Raw genomic sequence first — 22,000 nt, forward strand, 5'->3', positions numbered from 1 at the left:
TTCGTCGCACGTCGAATGGTTTTCCGGGCGCTTCCCGGCCCCGGGTCGCGGGCAACGGACAGGTTCCATACGGCGATCACACGCGTTCGTCGGTTAATGTCACCGAATGCTCGATGCCACCAACCGCTCTGGGGGCACCGCCACGGCCTCTCCCCGGGCCGCCGCCTCGGAGCTCGCGATCGCCGTCCCCACGGCCGCGACCGCTGCGCCCCTTCTGTCCGTCCGGTCCGCGGGCCCGTCCGGCTTCGTCGCCCGCTGCACCAGAGTGCTGCTCTCGCCGTGGTCGCGGTTGTCGCTGCTCCTGGTGCTGCTCGCGGCCGCCGGGGCCTGCGTGCTGCTCTTCGAGCCGCAGCGGCTGATCACGCACGGCTGGCCGCCGCAGCTCGGCGGGGCCACCGCGGCGGCCGTGTTCGCGGCCGCGTACGGGCTGTGCACGGTGGCCTTCGTGCCGCGGCCCCTGCTGAATCTCGCCGCGGGCGCCCTGTTCGGCTCCCAGGTGGGTCTCGGGACGGCGCTCACGGGCACCGTGCTCGGTGCCGGGATCGCCTTCGGCCTGGGCCGGCTGCTCGGTCAGGACGCACTGCGCCCGCTGCTGCGCGGTCGCTGGCTGAAGGCGGCCGACGGGCAGCTCAGCCGGCACGGCTTCCGGTCGATGATGGTGGCGCGGCTCTTCCCGGGCGTGCCGTTCTGGGCCGCGAACTACTGCGCCGCGGTCTCCCGCATGGGCTGGCTGCCGTTCCTGCTGGCGACGGCGCTCGGCTCGGTCCCGAACACCGCCGCGTACGCCGTCGCCGGCGCCCGCGCATCAGCCCCGACCTCGCCGGCCTTCCTGGTCGCGATGGCCTTGATCACCGTACCCGCGCTCGTGGGCACGGTGGTGGCCTGGCGCAAACGCCATCACCTGCGCGCCCGCTGAAGCCCTGTCAGGGCCGCCGGGCGGCTTCCGCCCGGCGGCCCGCGGCGGTCGGCGGTCGGCAGTCGGCAGTCGGCAGTCGGCAGTCGACGGCCTCGTCAGCCGGCTCCCGGGTACACGTCGAGCCGGCCGCACATTCCGAACTTCCCGTACTCCGCCGGCTGCTCGGCCCGTACGACGGCACCGGCCAGATGGGCCGCGTCCCCCCGCTCGAGCCGGTCGAGCTGCTCCCCCGTAGCCGTCGCGGCGGCTGCCGCACCGCGCCGCCAGCGCTCGCGCCACTCGGCGATCCGGGGGCGTACGAGCGCGGCGGCGGCCCGGTGGAAGGCGGCCAGCGCCTCAGGACCGGAGGCCTGGCGCAGCGCCCGATAGCCCTCCAGCGCGAGATCGCGCCGGGCGCGGGCGATCCGCTCCCGCTCCTCCTGCGGCACGTCGGCGGGGATGACGGTGGCGGCGGCGTACACCGCCGGATCGGTCAGGTACTCCGGGGGCAGCGTGAGCACCGCGTCCCCCGCTTCGGGCAGCCCGCTGTTCTGCATGAGGACGGTGATGCGCAGGTCGTCCTCGTTGACGAGCCGGTGGACGGTGCCCGGCGTGAACCAGGCGACCGTGCCGGACACGAGGGGCGTGACCTCGTACCCGGACGTCGTGAGTGTCTGCACGGCACCCCGCCCGCCGGTGACCACGTACGCCTCCGAGCAGGCCAGGTGCAGATGGGGAGTTCCGCCCCGGACGCCGTCGGCGGCCGGCCAGTCGTACACGCACAGCCGGGAGACGGCGACGCCGCCCGGCAGTCCGGCGAACTCCCCGCCGTTCACCACGGATGCGCCTGAAGGTACTCGGCGATCTCCGCCCGCTCCCAGGCCCCGTTCGCCACGACGACCCGGTAGCGCCGGCGCAGCGTGTCACCGGGGGCCAGTTCCAGCTCGTCGAAGAACGCCCAGGAGGGGGCGACGGCGGCGAACGGGTCGTTGCGCACGAACCAGTGGGCCGGGTGGGTCCCCTCCGCGCCGAGGTGGTCGTTCTCGGGAGCGTGCGCGAAGACGAGCGTCGCGTGGCCGTCGGTGCCGTCGTGCTCGCCGGTGAAGGCCAGCCAGGGCGCCTGAGCCCCCATCAGGTCGGGGCCCTCGGCCTCGGGACCGATGATCCGGCCGTCGCGGAAGGCCCGCGGGCCGCGCCAGAACAGGCCCGTGTACCCGGCCATCGCACGCCCGGCGGTCGTCGGGCTGCCGAAGCGCAGCGGCTCGGCCCGCCGGTTGGTGATGGCGCTGGTCCAGGTCAGCGCCCAGGAACCGGACGCCGGGTCGACGTCGTGCACCTCGATCCGGCGTTCCTCGTCCGCCCACAGCTCACCGGTGTACGGGTGCCAGGTCAGCCGCTCCGCGATGACCACGCGGTCGTCGAGCGCGGCGACCTCGTCGAAGCCGACGTGCGCCATCGAGCCGACCCGCTCCGGAAGCGGGAGGTACCCCTGGCCGTGGACGTAGGAGTTGCCGCCCCAGAGGTTGGCGCCGGACAGGTGCGAGGCCGTCAGCTGCAGGCCCTTGTGCCAGCGGTGGTCGTTCGGCCGGTAGTCGGTGACGACGTCGCCGGCCAGCGTCCGCACCGGGTGGAGGTACGGCTTCGGCGCCTCCCAGGCGGCCTCCGGGCGGTACACGTAGGCGAGGAGTTCGACGCCGGTGCCCGGCTCGGTGACGGTGATGCGGTCACCGTGGGCGTGGACGACGCGCAGTCGGCTCGTACGGGTCACGCGGGCACCTCCGCCGCGACGGCGGGCGCCCAGCCGGGCGCGCCCCCGTGCATCGCCGTGTAGAACGGGTCGCCGGGTCCGATCTCGCCCGCCCGCACCGTGGTGTCCGTGAACGCCGACTTGTACAGCGCGGTGATCAGATCCAGGCTGGTGCGCCCGTCCGCCCCGCTGCTGCGCGGCCGCCGGCCCGCGCGCATGCTGGCGACCAGCTCCCGCAGCTGCTCCAGGTGCGAACTGGGCACGTCGGGGCCGAAGTCCTGCCAGGCGGCGGCCTCCGCGGCCGGCACGTCCCGGGCCGGGGTGACACGCCAGTTCTCGTTGCTGTGGCCGTAGAGGTGGGTGAGCTCGACGGTCGCGCGCTCGCAGTCGATGCGGATGCGGCTCACCTCGTCGGGGCTCAGGACGCTGTTGACGATCGTCGCCAGCGCTCCGCTCTCGAAGCGGACCAGTGCCGTGGAGACGTCCTCGGTCTCCACGTCGTGGACCAGCCGGCCGGCCATGGCACGTACCTCGCTCCACGGACCGAGCAGGTCGAGGAGCAGGTCCATCTGGTGAATGCCGTGGCCCATGGCGGGCCCGCCGCCCTCGGTGTGCCAGCGGCCCCGCCAGGGCACCGCGTAGTACGCGGTGTCGCGGTACCAGGTGGTCTGGCAGTGCGCCACCAGCGGGCGCCCCATCGCCCGCTCGGCGATCAGCCGGCGCACGTGCCGGGAGCCCGAGCCGAAACGGTGCTGGAAGACGATCGACGCGTACGGACCGCCGTCGGTCCCCTCCTCCGCCTCCACGGCGTCGTAGTCGGCGAGGGTCGGCACCGGCGGCTTCTCGCACCACACCCAGGCCCCGGCGCGCAGGGCGGCCACGGTCTGCTCGCGGTGCAGCGTCGGCGGGGTGCAGACGCAGACCAGGTCGGGCCGCTGTTCCTCGAGCATCCGGTCCAGGTCGGTGTAGGCGTGCGGGATGCCGGTCTCGGCGCAGAACGCCTCGACGGCGTCCGCGTCGATGTCCACGGCCGCGACGACCTCCGTCTCGCCCTCCTCGGCGAGCCGCGCCAGGGCGGGCAGATGGGATCCGCGCCCGATGGCGCCGGTGCCGATGACGGCGGCCCTGATACGCCGGCCGGTGAGCGGGGGTGTGGGACGGGACATGGGCGTGATCAGCACCTCTCCGGACGGCGGACGCGCGCGGACAAGCGCAGCAAGCGCTTTCCCTTTCCGCTGCAACGTATGTGGCGACAACATGGCCGGTCAACACCTCCGACCCGGCCGACCAGGTGAACCCCCGGGTCCGGCCCGTCACAGCGGGACGGTACGCTGCCCTCCGCGACACAAGATCGCGATCGAGGAGCACCGCCGGACGACCGTCGGATCGCGCTCAACCCCCTTGGCCTTCTCAGCACTTGGACGCCACACCTTCATGTCTTGGTTTGAATCCCTCGTCCTCGGACTCGTCCAGGGGCTGACCGAGTTCCTCCCCGTCTCCTCCAGCGCGCACCTGCGGCTGACCGCGGCCTTCTCCGGCTGGAAGGACCCGGGGGCGGCGTTCACGGCCATCACCCAGATCGGCACGGAGGCCGCGGTGCTGATCTACTTCCGCAAGGACATCGGGCGGATCCTCTCCGCCTGGTTCCGGTCGCTGGCCGACAAGGGGATGCGCCGGGACCACGACGCCCAGATGGGCTGGCTGGTGATCGCGGGTTCCATACCCATCGGGGTCCTCGGTGTGACGCTCAAGGACCAGATCGAGGGCCCCTTCCGCGACCTGCGGGTCACCGCGACCATGCTGATCGTGATCGGCGTGGTCATCGGCATCGCCGACCGGCTGGCGGCGCGCGACGAGACCGGCGGACGGCACCGGGCGCCCAAGCAGCGCAAGACGCTGGAGAACCTCGGCGTCAAGGACGGCTTGATCTTCGGCCTCTGCCAGGCCTGCGCCCTGGTCCCCGGCGTCTCCCGCTCCGGCGCCACGATCAGCGGCGGCCTGTTCATGGGCTACAAGCGCGAAGCGGCCGCCCGCTACTCCTTCCTGCTCGCCGTCCCGGCGGTGCTCGCCTCCGGAGCCTTCGAGGTGAAGGACGCGGTGGGCAGCGGGCACGTGGCGTGGGGGCCGACCCTCTTCGCCACGGCGATCGCCTTCGCCTCGGGCTACGCGGTGATCGCCTGGTTCATGCGGTTTATCTCCTCGAAGAGCTTCATGCCCTTCGTCTGGTACCGCGTCGCCCTCGGCATCGTCATCATCGCCCTGGTCACAGCGGGTGCGCTCAGCCCGCACGCGGCCGAGTCGGCGAGCTGAGGCCCCGCCCGGCCCGTCTTCCCGTGACCAACCACATACGGTCTGCGTAGCCGTGCGGTAGCGGACTGTCAGTGCTTGGCCCTAGGCTTGTCCGCGTGTCCCCCGATTCCACGACCCCTGGTTCCGTGCGGTCTGCTGCCGAGCTGAACGAGCAGATCCGCGCCCTGTGGCTGCGCGCGGGCGGGTCCCTCTCGGCGCAGGAGCGGGAGGCGTACGAGCTGTTGGTGATCGAGTGGGCCGAGGCGATCCGGGACGGGGTGATCGAGGCGGCCTGAACCGGCGGAGCCGCACCGGCCGTCGGACGGGACCCGGGCGGGCGTCCTGCCGGGTCAATGACCCGCCGAGCACCACCTTGGCGGCTTTGGTCCCTCCCGGATTCGCCGGTGTCACGGAAACCCGGGTGCAACTTCCCCGGCTGGACGACTTGCAGGTCGAGCCGTACTGGTAGCGGCCGCCGCCAAGAGCGTTGGCCGCGGGCTGTGTGAAGTAGGCGACCGATCGGGCACCTTGTCGCAGGCGACGGCTTCGCCGAGCGGAGCGATGGCGTACAGGATCCTGCGACTGCGGCCCGAGCCTTCGCCGCCGAAGACCCCGCAACCGCTCCCCTTGCTGCCGTTCGCGTTCCACAGCGAGAAGATCTCCGTCCGACCGGTCGTGCGGTCGAAACACGCGCCGTCGGTCTGCAGGCCCAGGTAACCGCCCTTGCCGGGCGTGGCCGTGAAATCCCCCAGCACGGCCCGGTACGAATGGTTCGCCTTCCGCGTGATCTGCACACGCTGGTCGACGTTCCGGAACCCGTTTGCGCCGTGCATGTTCCACAACGCGTACTCGTTGGCGTGTCGGTGCTGTGCGGCCTGCGACTGCGGGGTGCTCATCATGAGCACCGCGAAGAATGCCCCCGGCACGCCTCTTGGATCCGTGCGCCGGGTGCCCAACACTGTGTCGGTGACGCAGCGTGTGGAGCTCGCGACGGTGATGGACCGGCTGGCCGTGGACGGGGTGGTGACCGACTACGCCGTGGCCGTGGACGACGGCGACTGGGCGGCGTACCGGGGTCTGTTCACGGCGGACGGGCGGGCCGACTACCGCAGCGCGGGCGGCATCGAGGGGGACGTGGGGCAGGTCGCCGGATGGCTCGCGGAGAGTCTGGGACTGTTCGCGATGCGCCAGCATCTGATCGTCAACCGGCGGATCCGGTTCGGCCTTCTGGAGCAGGACACCGGGGACACCGCCCGAGTACAGGCCGACTACCTCAATCCGATGCGGTTCGCGGGCGACGGCGGCGGCTCCACCGCGCCGGATCTGGTGTGCGGCGGCCGTTACTCCTTCGGTCTGCTGCGCACGGCCGACGGCTGGCGGCTGCGCGAGGTCGTCGTCCAGGAGAAATGGCGTCGTCTCCCTGACCCCCGCCCGGCACCGGCGACGGGGTGACCCCGGCTTCCGCCCGGCGCCGGCGACGGGGGAAGGCCGGCTCCTGACCGGCGCCCGGCCGATGCACCCTGTGCCGGAAGGACGTCCGGTGCGCACACTGGAACCGTCCATCGGGAAACCATCGGGAAATCGGTATGCACGGGCCGGCGCTGGCAGGGTAGAGAGGCGACGTATGAATACGTTCGACCGCTGGCTCGCCTCCCCGTGGCGGCGATCCCCCCTCGCCGTCCTCGCGGGTGCCCTTCCCGTGTTCGCCTTCCCCGAGCCCTCCCTGTGGTGGTTCGCCTTCGTCGCGCTGGTCCCGTGGATCCTGCTCGCGCGCGCCGCGCCGACCGGTCGGCGGGCGGTGTACGACGGCTGGTGCGGCGGGTTCGGTTTCATGGTGGCGGTGCACCACTGGCTGCTGCCGAGTCTGAACGTCTTCATCTTCCTGCTGGCCGCGCTGCTGGGGGCGCTGTGGGCGCCGTGGGGCTGGCTGGCACGCCGGTTCCTCGGTGACGGACGGGCGGGCGACGGATCGGCGAGCGTCCGACCGGCGGCTGTCCGACCGGCGGGTGTCCGACCGGCGCGCGCACCCGGGCCCGGGCGGGTGACCGCCGCGCTGCTGGTGCTGCCGTCGGCATGGCTGGCGGCGGAGCTGGTCCGTTCCTGGCAGGGGCTGGGCGGCCCCTGGGGCATGCTCGGCTCCACCCAGTGGCAGGTGCCCCCGGCGCTGCGGCTCGCCTCGGTGGGCGGGGTCTGGCTGCTCAGCTTCCTGGTGGTGGCGGTGAACGTGGCGGTCGCCGTGCTGGTGTCGGTGCGCGCCTCCCGGGTGCCCGCCGTGGCCTCGCTGGTGGCGACCGCCGCCGCGGCCTCCGCGGCCTGGATGTGGGCGCCGCGGCCCCACGTCGACGGCGGGGTGCGGATCGCTGTCGTCCAGCCCGGCGTGATCAAGGGCCCCGACGCCCGTTTCGACCGCGAGGAGGCGCTCACCCGGCGGCTCGCCGGGCAGCACGTCGACCTGGTGGTGTGGGGTGAGAGCAGCGTCGGCTACGACCTCGACGACCGCCCCGACCTGACCCGCCGGCTCGCCGCGCTGTCCCGTTCGACCGGCGCAGACGTGCTGGTCAATGTCGACGCCCGGCGTTCCGACCGGCCCGGCATCTACAAGAGCTCGATGCTGATCGGCCCGGGCGGCCCGACCGGCGCCCGGTACGACAAGATGCGGCTGGTGCCGTTCGGTGAGTACATACCCGCCCGTTCGGTGCTCGGCTGGGTCACCTCGGTGGGCAAGGCGGCGGGTGAGGACCGGCGGCGCGGCAGCAAGCAGGTGGTGATGAACGTCGGACACGGTCTGCGCGTCGGCCCGCTGGTGTGCTTCGAGACGGCGTTCCCCGACATGAGCCGCCATCTCGCCGAGGACGGCGCGGACCTCCTGCTCGGCCAGTCCTCGACATCGTCGTTCCAGGACAGCTGGGCCCCGGAGCAGCACGCCTCGCTGGCCGCGCTGCGGGCCGCCGAGACCGGACGCCCGATGGTGCATGCGACGCTGACCGGTGTCTCCGCGGTGTACGGGCCCGGCGGGCAGCGCCTCGGCCCGTGGCTCGGCACGGACGCGAGCACGACCCATGTGTACGACGTGCCGCTGGCACACGGCGTCACCCCGTACGTCCGCTACGGCGACTGGCCGGTGCACGTCGCGCTGCTGGTGCTCGCCGCCCTGTGCGTCAGCGAGGGGACGCGGACGGTCAGGCGGCGCCGGAGGAGGACTCCCGGACCGCACCTACCACCCGTTCGCACAGTTCATGGGTCGCCAGTGCGTCACGGGCGCTGACCACCTTGCCCTCCCGCACGGCCCCGAGGAACGCCAGCACGGCCTGTTCGATGCCGCGCTGGCGGGCCACCGGCACCCAGTCGCCGCGCCGCCGCACCGTCGGCTGGCCCTTGTGGTCGATTATCTCGGCGAGGTTGACCACCTGGCGCTTGGTGTCCTGCCCGGAGACCTCGAGGATCTCCTCCGCCGAGCCGCTGAGCCGGTTCATGATGCCGAGCGCGGTGAAGCCGTCCCCGGCGAGCTGCAGGACCACATGGTGCAGCAGGCCCCCCTCCGTGCGGGCGCGGACGGTCACGTCCTCGATCGGTCCCGGCACCAGGAACCGCAGGGTGTCCACGACGTGGATGAAGTCGTCGAGGATCATCGAACGCGGCTCCTCCGGCAGCCCGATCCGGTTCTTCTGCATGACGATCAGCTCGCGTGGATGGTCGGCGCACTGCGCGTAGCCCGGGGCGTGGCGCCGGTTGAAGCCGACGGCGAGCGAGACGCCGCGCCGCTCGGCGAGCGCCACCAGCCGCTCGGAGTCGGCCAGTTCGTAGGCCAGCGGCTTGTCGACGTACGTCGGTACGCCCGCCTCGAGCAGCCGGCCGACGATCTCGGGGTGCACGACGGTGGGCGCGTGCACGAAGGCGGCGTCGAGGTCCTGGGCGAGCAGCGACTCCAGGGTGGGATGCCGGTGCCCGGCCGGGAGATGGAGGCCGTCGGCGACCCGCGCCAGGGTCGCGGGCGTGCGGGTGTGCAGGTGCAGGTCGACGCCCGGCTGCACGGCCAGCACCGGCAGGTAGGCCTTCTGCGCGATGTCGCCGAGTCCGATGCAGCCGACCTTCACGAGCGCTCTCCTGGCGGTTGCGTGCGGGTGTCCTCCCGGCAGCATACGGGGGGCTCCGGTCGGCGATCCCGTCGAAGCTGCGCGGCGACAGTGCCGGGGCGGCCTTCGACCGTGCGGCGACGGCGGTGTCGCGCGCTGCTGGTGGCCCGCTGCGAACAGGCACTGGAGGCGACCCGCCGCCCGGAACAGCGCGCCTTCCACGAGGCCTGGCGGGGGTGCGGGCCGGGTTGCGGGGGATGTTCGGCGGCTGGAGGGAACCGCCGCTCGCGGCCGGGAAAACCCGTGGTGCGAGGCGTCGGGGTGGGCGAGGATGCGAGGCATGACGATCACACGTGAAGAGCCCGCCCAGAACGCCGACGAACGCTCCATGCTGGAGGGCTGGCTGGACTATCACCGCCGGACGCTGGCCTGGAAGTGCGAGGGCCTGACGGACGAGCAGTTGCGGACCGCGTCGGTGGAGCCCTCCGAGCTGTCGCTGCTGGGGCTGGTGCGGCACATGACCGAGGTGGAGCGGTGGTGGTTCCACGAGGTGCTGCTGGGCGAGGACCCGGGGGTGCTCTACTGCACCGAGGACGACCCGGACGGTGACTTCCACCTCACCGGGACGGAGACCTGGGACGAGACCCGAGCCGCCTGGGAAGCCGCGATCGAGACCTCTCGGCGCCACAGCGCGGCCCTGGCGCTCGACGACTTCTCCAAGATGCGGGGCAGGACGACCGGGGAGCCCTTCAACCTCCGCTGGATCTACACGCACATGATCGAGGAGTACGCCCGCCACAACGGCCATGCCGACCTGGTCCGGGAGCGACTGGACGGCTCGACCGGCGACTGACGTCAACCGCGGCACACCCGCACTCCCCGTACGGGGCACGAGATCACCCGTGCGGGGCATCATCCGCTCCCGTACCGTTTCCAACCCGGGCCCCAGCCAGCAGAGTTGCGCGCGTGCATCGTACGACGACCACCGCAGCGCTCCTGGCCACCGTGGCCGTCTCGGCCCTCTCCGGCTGTGTGACGGTCCAGCACCGGCCGGCACCCGGCCCGCCGGACTCCGCCCCGTCGCAGGCACCGGTGCCCCGGCCGGACGGCAGCGCCCAGCCGCGTGCCGTGCAGGCACCGGCACGGGAGGCGCTGGAGATGGTCGGCCCGCCCCGCCACCCGCAACAGCGCACGTCACCCGCCCCGCGTCCGCCGGCGGAGCCGCCCACGACCCGGCAGCCGCCACCCCGTGTGCAGGCCCCTCCGCATCCGCATCCCCGCCCCCACCGGCGCAGGTCCCCGGAGCAGTCGCACATCGAGGTCCCGGACTTCTCCCGGACGGCGCCGAAGTCCCCGGACGTCTGCGCCCTCGGCAGGAAGTACGGCGGCTGGCGCCCGGACAGTCCCGAGGCGACGATCTGCGAACAGGCCTACCGGCGCTGACCGGGGCAGGCCGGTGCCGGCCGGGGCAGGCCGCCTACGTCGGGCGCTGCCTCGGCGGTCCCCAGGGTCCCCCTCCGGCGGTGCCCCCCTCCGCGAGCCGCACCTCCAGCCGGCTGATCGCCGCGCGCACCCCGTCCCCGTAGCGGTCGTCGCCGAGTGCGTCGGCCGCCCCGCGGGCCTGGCGCAGATGGGTGCGGGCCGCCTCGCGGTGGCCGAGCTTCACGTAGTCGGCGGCGAGGTTCAGATGCAGGCTGGGGTAGAAGGCGCGCACCGCCGCCGGACTCCCGTCCTCGGACGCGTGGTCCTCGGCCAGTTCCTCCGCCGCCGACAACGCCCTCAGGTCCCAGGCGAGTTCGTCCGAGGGGTCGTCCTGGGTATCGGCCAGGTAGTGTGCCAGCGTGCAGCGGTGCAGCGGGTTCCCGTCCGCTCCCAGCTCCGCCCACAGGTCCAGGAACCGGCGCCGGGCCTCCTCACGGTCCCCGCCGTGATGCAGCATCACGACCTGCCCGATCCGGGTCAGCACGGCGTCGGACGCCGCCTGCTCCTGTCGCTCCGCCACCGCGTCCTCCGGGCACACTAGGGGCCTGTCCCGGACGACGCTAACCGGCGGCACCGGCAAACCCGGTCAGGCGGCCCCGTACGACACGGGGCCGCCGGATCGCGGTCAGCCGAGGTCGGGGATGGTCCAGTCGATCGGCTCGTGGCCCTGCGCGGCAACCGCCTCGTTGATCTGCGTGAACGGACGGGAGCCGAAGAACTTCTTGGCCGACAGCGGAGAGGGGTGCGCGCCCTTCACCACGGCGTGCCGCTCGGCGTCGATCAGCGGCAGCTTCTTCTGCGCGTAGTTGCCCCACAGTACGAAGACCGCCGGGTCGGGGCGGTCGGCCACGGCCCGGATCACCGCGTCCGTGAACCGCTCCCAGCCCCGGCCCTTGTGCGAGTTGGCCTCGCCGCCCCGGACCGTGAGCACCGCGTTCAGCAGCAGGACGCCCTGCTGGGCCCACGGCATCAGATAGCCGTTGTCCGGGATCGACGTGCCCAGTTCCTCGTGCATCTCCTTGTAGATGTTGCGCAGCGACGGCGGGATCCGCACCCCCGGACGGACCGAGAAGCACAGGCCGTGGCCCTGGCCCTCGCCGTGGTAGGGGTCCTGACCGAGGACGAGGACCTTCACGCTCTCGTAGGGCGTGGCGTCCAGCGCGGCGAAGACCTCCTCGCGGGGCGGATACACGGGACCCTTCGACCGCTCCTCCTCGACGAACTCGGTCAGCTCCTTGAAGTAGGGCTGCTGCAGTTCGTCGCCCAGAACCCCGCGCCAGGACTCGGGCAGCATGGCGATGTCGGTCACGTCAACGTCCTCACGATGTCGATCAACTACTGTGTGCGGTCACTTCCAGGTCTCAGAACCTACAGCCGACCACTGACAACGCGAGCCCGCCCGCGGAAAACACCCCTGACCACCAGCTTCCGACTACCAGCTGGTCTTGCGGTGCAGCTCCCACATCATCATGATCGTGGAGGGGTCGAGCGCCTGCTCTCCGCCGGAGACGTCGTCGCTGGCCGCCACGTACTGGCGGCCCTGCCACAGCGGCAGCAACCGGGCGTCGTCGACCAGGATCTGCTGCGCCTCCTGGAACTCCTTCACGACCTTGGCGCGGTCGCTCTCGCGGCGTGACTCGGGCAGCAGGGTCTTGGTGATCTTCGGCGACGGGTAGGGCGTGCCCAGGGCGTTCTGCTCGCCCACGAACGGGGCGATGAAGTTGTCCGCGTCCGGGAAGTCCGGGAACCAGCCGCGCCCGAACACCGGGTACTCACCGTTCTCGTACCCCTGCACGTACGTCTTCCACGGGCGGCTCTTCAGGGTGATCGTGAACAGGCCGGAGCCTTCCAGCTGCCCCTTGAGTTCCTGGAACTCCTTGGCGGTCTCCGAGCCGTAGCGGTCGGTGGTGTACCAGAGCGTGAGCGGGACGCGCTGGTGGATGCCCGCCCTGGTGAGGATCTGGCGGGCCTTGGGGACGCTGGGGTCGCCGTAGTCGTCGAAGAAGCCGGTGGTGTGGCCCGTCAGCCCCGCGGGGACCATGGAGTACAGCGGGTCCACGGTGTCCTTGTACACCTTGTGGGCGATGGCGGCGCGGTCCACGACCTGCGCGACGGCCTTGCGGACGGCCGGGTTCTTGGCCCAGGGGTCCTGGGGGTTGAACACCAGGTAGTTGATGTCCGTGCCGGCGCCGTCCACCAGCTGGAGGTCGGAGGAGCCCTTGCTCTGCAGGGCGACGATGTCGTCGGCGGCGAGGCCGCGGTAGGTGACGTCGATCTGCTTGTCCTTGAGCGCCTTGACCATGGTGCCGGAGTCCCGGAAGTAGCGGATGGTCACCGCGTCGTTCTGGCGCTGGGCGAAGCCCTGGTAGTGGTCGTTGCGGACCAGTACGGCCTTCTCGCCCTCCTGGTACGACTGGAGCTCGTAGGGCCCGGATCCGTCGACCTTGCCGTCCTTGCGCAGCGACCTGGCGGGGTAGTCGTCGGGGTCGACGATGGACATGGCCGGGGTGGCGAGCACGAACGGGAAGGTCGCGTCGGACTTGTTCAGGTGGAAGACCACCTGGCGGTCGCCGAGCACCTGCACCCGGTCGAGGCTGCCGAGCAGTCCGGCGGGGCCGGTCTTGGCGTTGATGGTGCGGATGCGGTCGATGGAGTACTTGACGGCCTGGGCGGTGAGCGCGTCGCCGTTCGAGAACTTCATGCCGGGGCGTATCTCGCAACTGTAGGTGCGGTACCCGGAGTCGGTGAACTTGCAGCTCTTGGCCGCGTCGGGCTGAGGGCTGGTGGCGCCGTTGGGGTAGGCGAGGAGCGTCTGGTAGATGTTCCGGAACAGCTCCCAGGAGCCGTCCCAGGACGCGGCCGGGTCCAGTGTGCTGGGGGCGCTGGTGGTCCCCACGACGATCGGCCCCTCGCTGCTCGGGTCGCTCGCGGAGAAGACACTGCACCCGGTCATCAGGCCTATGGACGCGACCGCCGCCACTCGTCTCAGGCATCGCTTCCGGTTGAACACGCGCACGCTCCTCGATCCGCCATACCAAGGGTCGGCAGACCTTACCGCAGCGTTCCGCGCCCTGAACCACCCTGTGACCAGCGCCCTTGATCAACTGTGGTATGACGACGTTGTCACCGGACCGTGCGGCTCCGGTACTACGCAAAACGGGCGTCGTCCCCGCGGGGGACGACGCCCGAAGCGCTGTGCCGACCGTGCCGTCAGCCCACGCCGGCGTTCAGGAAGATGCCGCCGTCGACCACGAGCGTCTGACCGGTGATCCAGTCCGACTGCACCGAGGTGAGGAACGCGGCGGCGCCGCCTATGTCGGAGGGCACACCGAGCCTGGCGAGCGGGTAGGCGGCGGCCGCCTCCGCCTCGCGCCCCTCGTACAGGGCCTGCGCGAACTTGGTCTTCACGACGGCCGGGGCGATGGCGTTGACCCGCACCTTGGGGGCGAACTCGTGCGCCAGCTGCTGGGTCAGGTTGATCATCGCGGCCTTGCTGACGCCGTACGCGCCGATGAACGGCGAGGGCGCGAGGCCGGCGACCGAGGCGATGTTGACGATCGCGCCGCCGTTGTCCTTCTGCCAGGCGTGCCAGGTCTTCTGCGCGAAGCCGAGCGCCGAGATCACGTTGGTCTCGAACACCTTGCGCGCGACGTCCAGGTCGAGGTCGGCGATCGGCCCGAACACCGGGTTCGTACCGGCGTTGTTGACCAGGAAGTCGATACGGCCGAAGGCCTCCATGGTGCGCTCGACGGCCTCGGCCTGGTGGGCGAGGTCGTGCGCCTTGCCGGCGACCCCGATGACCCGCTCGGCGCCGAGCTGCTCGACAGCCTCCTTCAGGGCCTCCTCGTTGCGGCCGGTGATGCACACCCGGTCGCCGCGCGCGACCAGCGCCTCGGCGACGCCGTGGCCGATGCCGCGGCTGGCACCCGTGACGAGGGCGACCTTGCCGGAGAGTTCGGGAAGTTCAGTCATGTCCGTGATCCCCAGGGTCCTAGTCGAGCGGTCCGCCGGCCACGTACAGCACCTGGCCGGAGACGAAGCCGGCGGCCTCGCCCGTGAAGAACGCGATGGCGTTGGCGATGTCCTCGGGCTCGCCGACCCGCTGGACGGGGATCTGGGTGGCGGCGGCGGCCTTGAACTCCTCGAAGCCCATCTTGACGCGATCGGCCGTGGCCTTGGTCATCTCGGTGGCGATGAAGCCGGGGGCGACGGCGTTGGCGGTGATACCGAACTTGCCCAGTTCGATGGCGAGGGTCTTGGTGAAGCCCTGCAGGCCCGCCTTGGCGGCGGAGTAGTTGGCCTGGCCGCGGTTGCCCAGCGCGGAGGAGGAGGACAGGTTGACGACGCGGCCGAAGCTCGCGTCGACCATGTGCTTCTGCACGGCCTTGGTCATCAGGAAGGAGCCGCGCAGGTGCACGTTCAGGACGGTGTCCCAGTCGGAGACGCTCATCTTGAACAGCAGGTTGTCGCGGAGCACGCCCGCGTTGTTCACCAGGATGGTGGGCGCGCCGAGCTCCTCGACGATGCGCGCCACGGCCGCCTCGACCTGCGCCTCGTCGGAGACGTCGGCGCCGACCGCGATGGCCTTGCCGCCGGCCGCGGTGATCTTCTCCACGGTGTCCTTGCAGGCGGCCTCGTCGAGGTCGATCACCGCGACCGCGCGGCCCTCGGCGGCCAGGCGCACGGCGGTGGCGGCGCCGATGCCGCGTGCCGCGCCGGTGACCACGGCGACCCGCTGCTCAGTGGTGGACATTGCTGGTTCTCCTCGCCCTAGAGAAGGTGCGCCCGTTTGGTGAGCGACCGCTTAGTACCTTCAGTACACGTGACGCTAGAAGCCGTGGCACCCGGTGTCAACGGCACACCCGGTGCGTGTGATCCATTACCTCACCAGAAGGTCCAGCAACCGCGCAGCCTCGCCCGCCGGATCGGTGGTGAGCCCGGTGTGCACCGGCCCTGGCTGGACGACCGTGGAGCGGGGTGCGATCAGCCAGCGGAAGCGCCGCCCGGCGGCGTCGCCCGCCGCCTGCCCGGCCACTGCCCCGCCGGCGCACACCCTCTCGACGGCCCCGAGCGCGGCCCGGACGCCGGCCACGTCCGCGGCGGGGTCCAGAGCCAGCAGCCGGGCCTCGTCGAGGTGGGTTCGGGCACCGACGTACGCCTTCGCTCGGCAGTAGACGAGCACGCCGGCGTTGATGCACTCGCCCCGCTCGACGCGGGGGACGACCCTGAGCAGCGCGTACTCGAAGACGTCGCGGTCGCCGCCCTGGCCCGCCCTGGTGATGTGGCGCTCGGTCATTCGTGCCCCTCGATGCCTTCGGTGCCTGCGGTGCCTGCGGTGCCTTCTACGCCTTCGATGCGCTCATGGATCACGGCGGCTCGCGCGAGCAGCGGCCGGGCGTACGCCCGCCGGAGGTCGTCCGGAGTGGCGAAGCCCGGCTCGTCGGCCAGCCAGGCGTCGGGGATCTCGGCGGTGACCTCGGCGAGTAGCTCCTCGGTGACCAGGGGGGCCAGCTCGGCGGCGGCGCGCGCGACATCCGGCGCGAAACGTACGAGGGCGTGGTCCGAGGCGTCGTACGGACGGGTGGCGGAGGTCTCGGCGGAGGGCCAGTTGTGGTGCCAGATCATGGTGGCGCCGTGGTCGATGAGCCACAACTCTCCCCCGCGCACCAGCAGGTTCGGGTTGCGCCAGGAGCGGTCGACGTTGTTCACCAGCGCGTCGAACCAGACGATCCGCCCGGCCTCCGCACGGCTGACCGTGAAGGCGAGCGGGTCGAAGCCGAGGGCTCCGGAGAGGAAGTCCATGCCGAGATTGGTGCCGCCGCTGGACCTGAGCAGTTCCTGCACCTGCTGGTCGGGCTCGCCGAGCCCCAGGACCGGGTCGAGCTCGATCGCCACCAGCCGGGGCATCCGGAAACCGAGACGGCGGGCCAGTTCGCCGCAGACGACCTCGGCGACCAGTGTCTTGCGGCCCTGGCCCGCGCCGGTGAACTTCATGACGTACGTCCCGAGGTCGTCGGCCTCGACGAGTCCCGGCAGCGAGCCTCCCTCACGCAGGGGCGTGATGTAGCGGGTCGCGGTGACTTCCTTGAGCATCGCCCCAGGTTACTGGCCTGCGCTGAAGGCCGGACCGACAGCGCGGCCACAGCTGCGGCTTACGCGGGCCTCATCCCCGGGAGGACAAGATCTCGATGCCGTCTGAACAGGTGGTGCTCCGAGACCGTACCCCTGGACGGATCACGAAAAGCTCCGCGGAAGGGAACCCCTCATGACCAGCGCATCGCCCACTCCCGCAGCCGGACCGGCCCGCCGTACCGTCGTGGCGGCGGCCGGAGCGGCGGGACTCGCCGCCGCGCTGGCTGCCTGCGGCTCGGACGACGATTCGTCGAACGCCTCCGGCGGGGCCGGATCCTCCGGTACGTCCACCGGAACGACGGGAGCCGCCGGCACCGCACCCAGCGAGCAGGCGAGCAGCGGCAGCGCCGGCGGTACGGCGCTCGCCAAGACCTCGGACATCCCGGAGGGCGGCGGCAAGGTCTTCAAGGACCAGGGCGTGGTGGTCACGCAGCCGACTGCGGGTACGTACAAGGCGTTCTCGTCCAAGTGCACCCACGCGGGATGCGCGGTGGGCAGTGTCGCCGACGGCGTCATCGTCTGCCCGTGCCACAACAGCCACTTCTCCGCCGCCGACGGCAGTGTGAAGCAGGGCCCTGCGACCCAGCCGCTGGCCGCCGCGAACATCACCGTCTCCGGGGACGAGATCAAGCTGGCGTGAACGCGGGCGTCAGACGCGCCGGCGCGGCCGCCCGAGGCAGCCGAGCACCTCGTTCGTCGTCGTGACCGTGGCGACCAGCGCGAGGGTGTGGCGGATCATCATCGGGGTGTATTCGGGGGGCACCCCGGCGATGGCGTCGGCGGGCACGACGGCGGTGTAACCGAGGTTCACGGCGTCGAAGACGGCGTTGGGGATCGCCACGTTGGCCGACACCCCGGTGACGACCAGCGTGCGGCAGCCCAGGTTGCGCAGCAGCGCGTCGACCTCGGTGCCCTGCACGGGCGACAGGCCGTGCAGCCGCCGTACGACGATGTCCTCGTCGGCCACCTCGACGGGAGCCGCGACACGCACCGCCGCGGTGCCGGACAGCTGCTGGACCGGGAGCCGTTCGGCGGCGCGGAACAGCCGGGCGTTGCGGCCTGCGCCCCGGCCGTCGGGACGGCGTTCGGCGACGGCGTGGATCACCTGGACGCCGCTGTCGTGCGCGGCGGAGACCAGCCGGGCGACGTTGCGCAGGGCACCGGAGGAGCGGGCCTGACCGGCGAGTTCGGGCAGCGCGCTGTCGGGACCGACCACGCCCTGCTGGCACTCGACGGTGAGCAGGACGGTGCTCGCGGGTTCGAGAAGCTCACCGAGCTGCTCGCGGGACGCCATGAGACCCTCTTTCGCCGGGGTGCCGGGCGGGCGAGACTAACGGCCATTGCGTACGAGGGGAAGACGACCCATTCTTTTCTGACGTGATGTCAGAGGATCTAGGCGCCGGACAGGACCCGGACCGTCTCCTCTGGCACGACGTGGGAGAAGAGGGGGACGCATGACCGCCACTCAGCGCCGGGGCCGCAAGATCATGATGACACCGGGTGAGGTGGACGAGTTCCTCACCACCCAGCGCACCTGCCGGGTCGCCACCGTGTCGGCGAGCGGAGCTCCGCACGTGAGTGCCCTGTGGTACGCCTGGGACGGCGTGTCGCTGTGGCTGTACTCCGTGGTGCGCAGCAAGCGCTGGACGGACCTCAGTCGCGATCCGCGGGTGGCGATCGTGGTCGACTCGGGTGAGGAGTACGAGCAGCTCCGTGGTGTCGAGCTGACCGGCACGATCGAGTTCGTGGGCGAGGTGCCCCGGATCGGCGAGCTGTGCGCCGAACTGGACACCGCCGAGATGCTGTTCGCCCGGAAGAACTTCGGCCTGGACGAGATGCCCCACGACGGGCGGCACGCCTGGGCCCGGCTGACACCGGACAAGATGGTCTCCTGGGACTTCAGCAAGCTGGGGCCCGCGTAGGACGGCCGGGACGGCTCAGCCGGCCTTCTCAGTCGACCTTCTCGGCCGCCGTCCGCAGGGCCTCGACCGCCGCCCGGATCGACGGACGGCGGTCGGCGTCCGCACGCCAGACGACGTAGACATGGCGCCGTACCCGCTGTCTGAGCGGGACCGTGACGACGCCGGGGGGCACCGGATGGCGGCCCAGCAGCGGCGCGATGCAGACGCCCAGACCGGCTGCCACCAGGCCGAGCTGGGTGTGGGTCTCGGCCGCGCGGTGACCGACGATCGGCTCGACGCCGCGTGAGCGCAGGGTGAACATCAGCCACTCGTGGCAGAACTCGCCCTCGCCCCAGGTGATCCACTCGTCCTCGGCGAACTCCCCGAGGTCCACCTCGTCCCGGTCCGCGAGCGGGTGGCCGACCGGCATGGCGACGTCGGCGGGGTCGTCCAGGAGGGGAGCCTTGACCAGGCCGTCGGGCACCGGCATCGGCTTGTTGTACCAGTCGAGGACGACGGCGAGGTCCAGGTCGCCGCGCACCACCCCGGCGACGCCGTTCTCCGGCTCCAGTTCGCAGGAGCGCACGCGTAGCGCGGGATGCAGGGCGCGCAGACCGGCGAGAGCGGTGGGGAACAGTCCGCGTGCGGCGGTCGGGAAGGCCGACAGTCGCAGCTCTCCCGCGACCTGGCCCCGGTGCGCCTCGAGGTCGGACTGGGCGAGCTCCACCTGGGAGAGGATGCGTGCCGCGTGCTCGGCGAGCAGCCGGCCGCCGTCGGTGAGCCGGACGCCGCGCCCGTTCTTGGCGAGCAACTGCTGACCGACCTCGCGCTCCAGTTTGCCCAGTTGCTGCGAGACCGCGGAGGTCGTGACGTGCAGCGCTTCGGCCGCGCCGCTGACCGAGCCGTGCCGGGCGAGGGCGTCGAGGGTACGCAGGCGCTCCAGGTTCAACATGTAAGTAATACTAAGACGTACAGCTGTGGAAATCTCAATTGTGCTACGAGGTTCGCTGCAGCATCGTGGAGGCCATGACCACCGCCGCAACCACAGGCAAAGCCACAGCCACGGCCACAGCCACAGCCACAGCCACAGCCACCCGGAGCGAAGCACGTACCGCCTCGCGCCCCCGTGTCCGCCTCGACTGGCGTCTCCGCTTCGGTGCCCTGTCGCTGATATGGGGCTTCAGTTTTCTGCTGATCAAAGTGGGCACCGGCGGCTACGCGCCGTTCCAGGTCACGCTGGGGCGGCTGGTGTTCGGCACGGCGGTGCTCGGGGCGGCGATGGCGGTGAAGCGGGAGCGGCTGCCCAGCGGGGCTCTGACCTGGGGACACCTGGCGGTTGCCGCCTTCCTGCTCAACGCCCTACCCTTCTCCCTCTTCGCCTACGCGGAACTGACCATTCCGTCCACACTGGCCGGCATCTGCAACGCCACCTCGCCGCTGTGGGGCATGGTCCTGTCCCTGGTCGCCCTCTCCGAGGACCGGCCGACGCGGGTGCGGGTCGCCGGGCTCGGCCTGGGCTTCCTCGGCGTCCTGACGGTCCTCGGCGCCTGGCAGGGCTTCAGCGGTCTGGACGCCACGGGCACGGCGCTGGCCCTGCTGGCCTCGCTCAGCTACCCGGTCGGCTGGATCTACGTGCGCCGCACACTCGCCGGTTCCGGCCACTCGCACCTGTCGATGACCGGCGCCCAGCTGCTCCTGGCCACTGCGCAACTGGCAGTCGTCACCCCCCTGTTCACCTCCCTGCCCGACCACTTCCCCGTCATACCGCTGCTCGCCGTCGCAGCGCTCGGCGCCGTCGGCACCGGCCTCGCGGTCCTCATCCAGTACGGCCTGGTCGCCGAGGTCGGCCCGACGACGGCCCAGATGGTCACCTACTTCATCCCGGTCATCGCCACCGCCGCCGGCGTGGCCGTCCTCGGCGAGACGCTGCGCTGGACGACACCGGTGGGCGCCGCGATCGTGCTGGCGGGTGCGGCACTGACCCAGGCTCGCGGCAGGCGGACGGGCTGAACACTCCGGCCCTCCGGCGGCCTGGGCCTGCCGGGGTACCGGGTCGCGTCCGTCCAAGTCCCGCGGGATTCGCCCGGTGCGGCGAGCGGGCGTGCCAGGCGTCGCGGGGCGGGGTGGACTTCGCGGACACGGGCTAGACGTAACTGCGCATCGGAGCCGGCCCGACGGCGGAGGCGATCGCGTCCGCCAGCGGGCCGGCCTCGGCCGGGTCCAGGGTCGAGACGGTGATCCGGATGCCGGGTGGGGTGTTCAGCCGGAAGCGTGCGCCGGGCGAGACCGCCCAGCCCGCGTGCAGGAGGCGGGCGACCGCGCCGGTCTCGTCGGGGACGGGCACCCAGACGTTCATACCGCTGCGGCCGTGGGCGCGGACCCCGCGCTCGGCGAGCGCGTCGATGAGCAGCTCCCGCCGGTCTCGGTAGGCCGCAGCCACCGCCGGCCCGTCCACCACGCCGTCCGCCCCCAGCCGGAACACCGCCCGTTGCAGCAGCAGGCTCACCCAGCCCGGGCCCAGCCGTTGGCGGCCGCGGACCCGGTCGACGGTGACCGGGTCGCCCGTGAGCACCGCGAGCCTGAGGTCGGGTCCGTAGGCCTTGGCCGCGGAGCGGACGAACGCCCAGTGCCGGGTGACGCCCGCGAGGGGGTGCAGCGGCAGGTCGACGATGCCGTGACCGTGGTCGTCCTCGATCAGCAGGGTCCCCGGGTACTCACGCAGGACGGTGCGCAGGGCACGGGCGCGGGGCGCGCTCACCGCGGCACCGGTGGGGTTCTGGGCGCGGTCGGTGACTATGAAGGCGCGTGCGCCGGAGCGCAGGGCGGTGCGCAGTTCCTCGGGCCGTGGTCCCTCGTCGTCGACGCCCACGGGGGTCGTACGCAGTCCGAGGGCGGGGACGAGGTCGAGGGTGCGGCCCCAGCCGGGGTCCTCGACGGCGACGGTGTCCCCCGGCCTCAAGTGGGCGGCGAGAACCCGTTCGACGGCGTCGAGCGCCCCGGAGAGCACGGCGAGAGGGCCCGCGGGGACGCGGTCGGCGTCGAGTTCCGCGCGTGCGACGCGCGCCAGTTCCGGCTCCACCGGGTCGTCTCCGTAGAGCACCGGCTCCCGGTCCAGCTCCGCGGCCACGGCGGCCAGCGTGGGGGCGAGCGGCGGCAGCAGCGCCGGGTCGGGGTTGCCGTCGGACAGGTCGCGCACCCCGGCCGGCACGTCCACGCGCGCGCTCTCCCGCCCCGTGGTGGCCGGCTTGGGTCTGATCCGGCTGCCCCGACGCCCGGCGGTCTCGATGACTCCGCGCTCGCGCAGGGTGCGGTAGGCGGCCGCCACGGTGTTGGGGTTCACCCCCAGGCCGTGGGCCAACTCCCGCATCGGCGGCAGAAGTTGGCCTGGCTCGAGGACACCGGCCCCCACCGCGCCCTCGATGCTCGCGGCGATCTCCGCTGCGCCACGCCCGCTGATCCGATACTCTCCTAGCACAAAGCC

The 22,000-nt window shown here is 72.0% G+C and carries 25 protein-coding genes; 10 read left to right on the forward strand and 15 right to left on the reverse strand.

Translation table 11 applies throughout. The annotated features are described in order from the left end of the window. Nucleotides 1–106 precede the first annotated feature (106 nt). Complete coding sequence (locus tag ACFY0F_RS34815) at nucleotides 107–916, forward strand: TVP38/TMEM64 family protein (RefSeq protein ID WP_388803601.1); 810 nt, start codon at nucleotides 107–109, stop codon at nucleotides 914–916. A 95-nt stretch (nucleotides 917–1,011) separates the two neighbouring features. Here ACFY0F_RS34815 and ACFY0F_RS34820 read toward each other — a convergent pair whose 3' ends face one another. Genes ACFY0F_RS34820 through ACFY0F_RS34830 form a run of 3 tightly spaced genes read right to left on the reverse strand, consistent with a single transcriptional unit; the run spans nucleotide 1,012 to nucleotide 3,808 of the window. Next, the gene (locus ACFY0F_RS34820) at nucleotides 1,012–1,734 is read right to left on the reverse strand and encodes a cupin domain-containing protein (protein ID WP_388803604.1); all 723 of its coding nucleotides are present in this window, start codon (nucleotides 1,732–1,734) and stop codon (nucleotides 1,012–1,014) included. After that, nucleotides 1,728–2,663 (reverse strand): PmoA family protein, encoded by a 936-nt coding sequence (locus ACFY0F_RS34825; protein ID WP_388803607.1) that lies wholly within the window; start codon nucleotides 2,661–2,663, stop codon nucleotides 1,728–1,730. The genes ACFY0F_RS34820 and ACFY0F_RS34825 overlap by 7 nt, the downstream gene beginning before the upstream one ends. Beyond that, nucleotides 2,660–3,808 (reverse strand): Gfo/Idh/MocA family protein, encoded by a 1,149-nt coding sequence (locus ACFY0F_RS34830; RefSeq protein ID WP_388803610.1) that lies wholly within the window; start codon nucleotides 3,806–3,808, stop codon nucleotides 2,660–2,662. The genes ACFY0F_RS34825 and ACFY0F_RS34830 overlap by 4 nt, the downstream gene beginning before the upstream one ends. 268 nt (nucleotides 3,809–4,076) lie before the next feature. On the opposite strand from ACFY0F_RS34830, the gene ACFY0F_RS34835 reads away from it, so the two are divergent. Both ACFY0F_RS34835 and ACFY0F_RS34840 read left to right on the forward strand, forming a co-directional pair. After that, nucleotides 4,077–4,952: an undecaprenyl-diphosphate phosphatase gene (locus ACFY0F_RS34835; protein WP_388803613.1), complete on the forward strand. Its 876-nt coding sequence runs from the start codon at nucleotides 4,077–4,079 to the stop codon at nucleotides 4,950–4,952. Nucleotides 4,953–5,047: 95 nt separating this feature from the next. Further along, a complete protein-coding gene (locus tag ACFY0F_RS34840) occupies nucleotides 5,048–5,227 on the forward strand; it encodes a hypothetical protein (protein WP_388803615.1) in 180 nt (59 codons plus the stop codon). Between the two features lie 111 nt (nucleotides 5,228–5,338). Here ACFY0F_RS34840 and ACFY0F_RS34845 read toward each other — a convergent pair whose 3' ends face one another. Continuing rightward, nucleotides 5,339–5,857 (reverse strand): hypothetical protein, encoded by a 519-nt coding sequence (locus tag ACFY0F_RS34845; protein ID WP_388803618.1) that lies wholly within the window; start codon nucleotides 5,855–5,857, stop codon nucleotides 5,339–5,341. Nucleotides 5,858–5,897: 40 nt separating this feature from the next. Between ACFY0F_RS34845 and ACFY0F_RS34850 the strand changes: the two genes are divergently transcribed. Then, complete coding sequence (locus ACFY0F_RS34850; protein WP_388803621.1) at nucleotides 5,898–6,383, forward strand: nuclear transport factor 2 family protein; 486 nt, start codon at nucleotides 5,898–5,900, stop codon at nucleotides 6,381–6,383. 172 nt (nucleotides 6,384–6,555) lie between these two features. Continuing rightward, on the forward strand, nucleotides 6,556–8,196 hold the full coding sequence (gene lnt / locus ACFY0F_RS34855) for an apolipoprotein N-acyltransferase (protein ID WP_388803625.1): 1,641 nt from the start codon (nucleotides 6,556–6,558) through the stop codon (nucleotides 8,194–8,196). On the opposite strand, the gene ACFY0F_RS34860 is transcribed toward lnt, so the two are convergent. Then, complete coding sequence (locus ACFY0F_RS34860) at nucleotides 8,111–9,025, reverse strand: Gfo/Idh/MocA family protein (protein WP_388803628.1); 915 nt, start codon at nucleotides 9,023–9,025, stop codon at nucleotides 8,111–8,113. The two genes, lnt and ACFY0F_RS34860, sit on opposite strands and share 86 nt — an antisense overlap. Before the next feature lie 319 nt (nucleotides 9,026–9,344). Here ACFY0F_RS34860 and ACFY0F_RS34865 point away from each other — a divergent pair, with 319 nt between their 5' ends. Together ACFY0F_RS34865 and ACFY0F_RS34870 are read left to right on the forward strand one after the other, a co-directional pair. After that, entirely contained in the window at nucleotides 9,345–9,857 is a 513-nt protein-coding gene (locus ACFY0F_RS34865; protein WP_388803631.1) for a DinB family protein, read from the forward strand. A 113-nt stretch (nucleotides 9,858–9,970) separates the two neighbouring features. After that, nucleotides 9,971–10,447: a hypothetical protein gene (locus ACFY0F_RS34870; RefSeq protein WP_388803635.1), complete on the forward strand. Its 477-nt coding sequence runs from the start codon at nucleotides 9,971–9,973 to the stop codon at nucleotides 10,445–10,447. 34 nt (nucleotides 10,448–10,481) lie between these two features. Here ACFY0F_RS34870 and ACFY0F_RS34875 read toward each other — a convergent pair whose 3' ends face one another. The 7 genes from ACFY0F_RS34875 to ACFY0F_RS34905 form a co-directional block, all read right to left on the reverse strand. Then, the gene (locus tag ACFY0F_RS34875; protein ID WP_388803638.1) at nucleotides 10,482–11,006 is read right to left on the reverse strand and encodes a hypothetical protein; all 525 of its coding nucleotides are present in this window, start codon (nucleotides 11,004–11,006) and stop codon (nucleotides 10,482–10,484) included. Between the two features lie 105 nt (nucleotides 11,007–11,111). Beyond that, nucleotides 11,112–11,795 carry a uracil-DNA glycosylase gene (gene ung / locus ACFY0F_RS34880; RefSeq protein ID WP_388803641.1) on the reverse strand — a complete coding sequence of 228 codons (684 nt, stop codon included), beginning with the start codon at nucleotides 11,793–11,795 and terminating at the stop codon, nucleotides 11,112–11,114. Between the two features lie 123 nt (nucleotides 11,796–11,918). Next, nucleotides 11,919–13,496, reverse strand: a complete 1,578-nt coding sequence (locus ACFY0F_RS34885) for an ABC transporter substrate-binding protein (RefSeq protein WP_388803644.1) — start codon at nucleotides 13,494–13,496, stop codon at nucleotides 11,919–11,921. A gap of 200 nt (nucleotides 13,497–13,696) precedes the next feature. Then, nucleotides 13,697–14,458: an SDR family oxidoreductase gene (locus ACFY0F_RS34890; RefSeq protein WP_388803647.1), complete on the reverse strand. Its 762-nt coding sequence runs from the start codon at nucleotides 14,456–14,458 to the stop codon at nucleotides 13,697–13,699. Nucleotides 14,459–14,477: 19 nt separating this feature from the next. Next, nucleotides 14,478–15,239, reverse strand: coding sequence for a 3-oxoacyl-ACP reductase FabG (gene fabG / locus ACFY0F_RS34895; protein WP_388803650.1), 762 nt, complete (start codon nucleotides 15,237–15,239; stop codon nucleotides 14,478–14,480). A gap of 126 nt (nucleotides 15,240–15,365) precedes the next feature. Further along, complete coding sequence (locus ACFY0F_RS34900; protein ID WP_388803652.1) at nucleotides 15,366–15,782, reverse strand: DUF3037 domain-containing protein; 417 nt, start codon at nucleotides 15,780–15,782, stop codon at nucleotides 15,366–15,368. Then, nucleotides 15,779–16,579, reverse strand: coding sequence for a HipA family kinase (locus tag ACFY0F_RS34905; protein WP_388803655.1), 801 nt, complete (start codon nucleotides 16,577–16,579; stop codon nucleotides 15,779–15,781). Before ACFY0F_RS34905 ends, ACFY0F_RS34900 begins: the two co-directional genes overlap by 4 nt. A 172-nt stretch (nucleotides 16,580–16,751) precedes the next feature. Between ACFY0F_RS34905 and ACFY0F_RS34910 the strand changes: the two genes are divergently transcribed. Beyond that, a complete protein-coding gene (locus ACFY0F_RS34910; RefSeq protein ID WP_388803658.1) occupies nucleotides 16,752–17,258 on the forward strand; it encodes a Rieske (2Fe-2S) protein in 507 nt (168 codons plus the stop codon). Between the two features lie 9 nt (nucleotides 17,259–17,267). Here ACFY0F_RS34910 and ACFY0F_RS34915 read toward each other — a convergent pair whose 3' ends face one another. Further along, nucleotides 17,268–17,912 (reverse strand): cysteine hydrolase, encoded by a 645-nt coding sequence (locus ACFY0F_RS34915; RefSeq protein WP_388803661.1) that lies wholly within the window; start codon nucleotides 17,910–17,912, stop codon nucleotides 17,268–17,270. Between the two features lie 160 nt (nucleotides 17,913–18,072). Here ACFY0F_RS34915 and ACFY0F_RS34920 point away from each other — a divergent pair, with 160 nt between their 5' ends. Further along, a complete protein-coding gene (locus ACFY0F_RS34920) occupies nucleotides 18,073–18,540 on the forward strand; it encodes a pyridoxamine 5'-phosphate oxidase family protein (protein ID WP_388803664.1) in 468 nt (155 codons plus the stop codon). Between the two features lie 28 nt (nucleotides 18,541–18,568). Here the strand turns inward: ACFY0F_RS34920 and ACFY0F_RS34925 are convergent, their stop codons facing one another. Next, entirely contained in the window at nucleotides 18,569–19,471 is a 903-nt protein-coding gene (locus ACFY0F_RS34925) for a LysR family transcriptional regulator (RefSeq protein ID WP_388803666.1), read from the reverse strand. Nucleotides 19,472–19,509: 38 nt separating this feature from the next. Here ACFY0F_RS34925 and ACFY0F_RS34930 point away from each other — a divergent pair, with 38 nt between their 5' ends. Beyond that, nucleotides 19,510–20,529 (forward strand): DMT family transporter, encoded by a 1,020-nt coding sequence (locus ACFY0F_RS34930; RefSeq protein WP_388803669.1) that lies wholly within the window; start codon nucleotides 19,510–19,512, stop codon nucleotides 20,527–20,529. 133 nt (nucleotides 20,530–20,662) lie between these two features. Here ACFY0F_RS34930 and ACFY0F_RS34935 read toward each other — a convergent pair whose 3' ends face one another. Next, nucleotides 20,663–21,994 carry an aminotransferase class I/II-fold pyridoxal phosphate-dependent enzyme gene (locus ACFY0F_RS34935; RefSeq protein ID WP_388803672.1) on the reverse strand — a complete coding sequence of 444 codons (1,332 nt, stop codon included), beginning with the start codon at nucleotides 21,992–21,994 and terminating at the stop codon, nucleotides 20,663–20,665. Between the last annotated feature and the right edge of the window lie 6 nt (nucleotides 21,995–22,000).

The sequence above is a fragment of the Streptomyces sp. NPDC001544 genome (genome assembly GCF_042894285.1).
Taxonomy (GTDB): Bacteria; Actinomycetota; Actinomycetes; order Streptomycetales; family Streptomycetaceae; genus Streptomyces.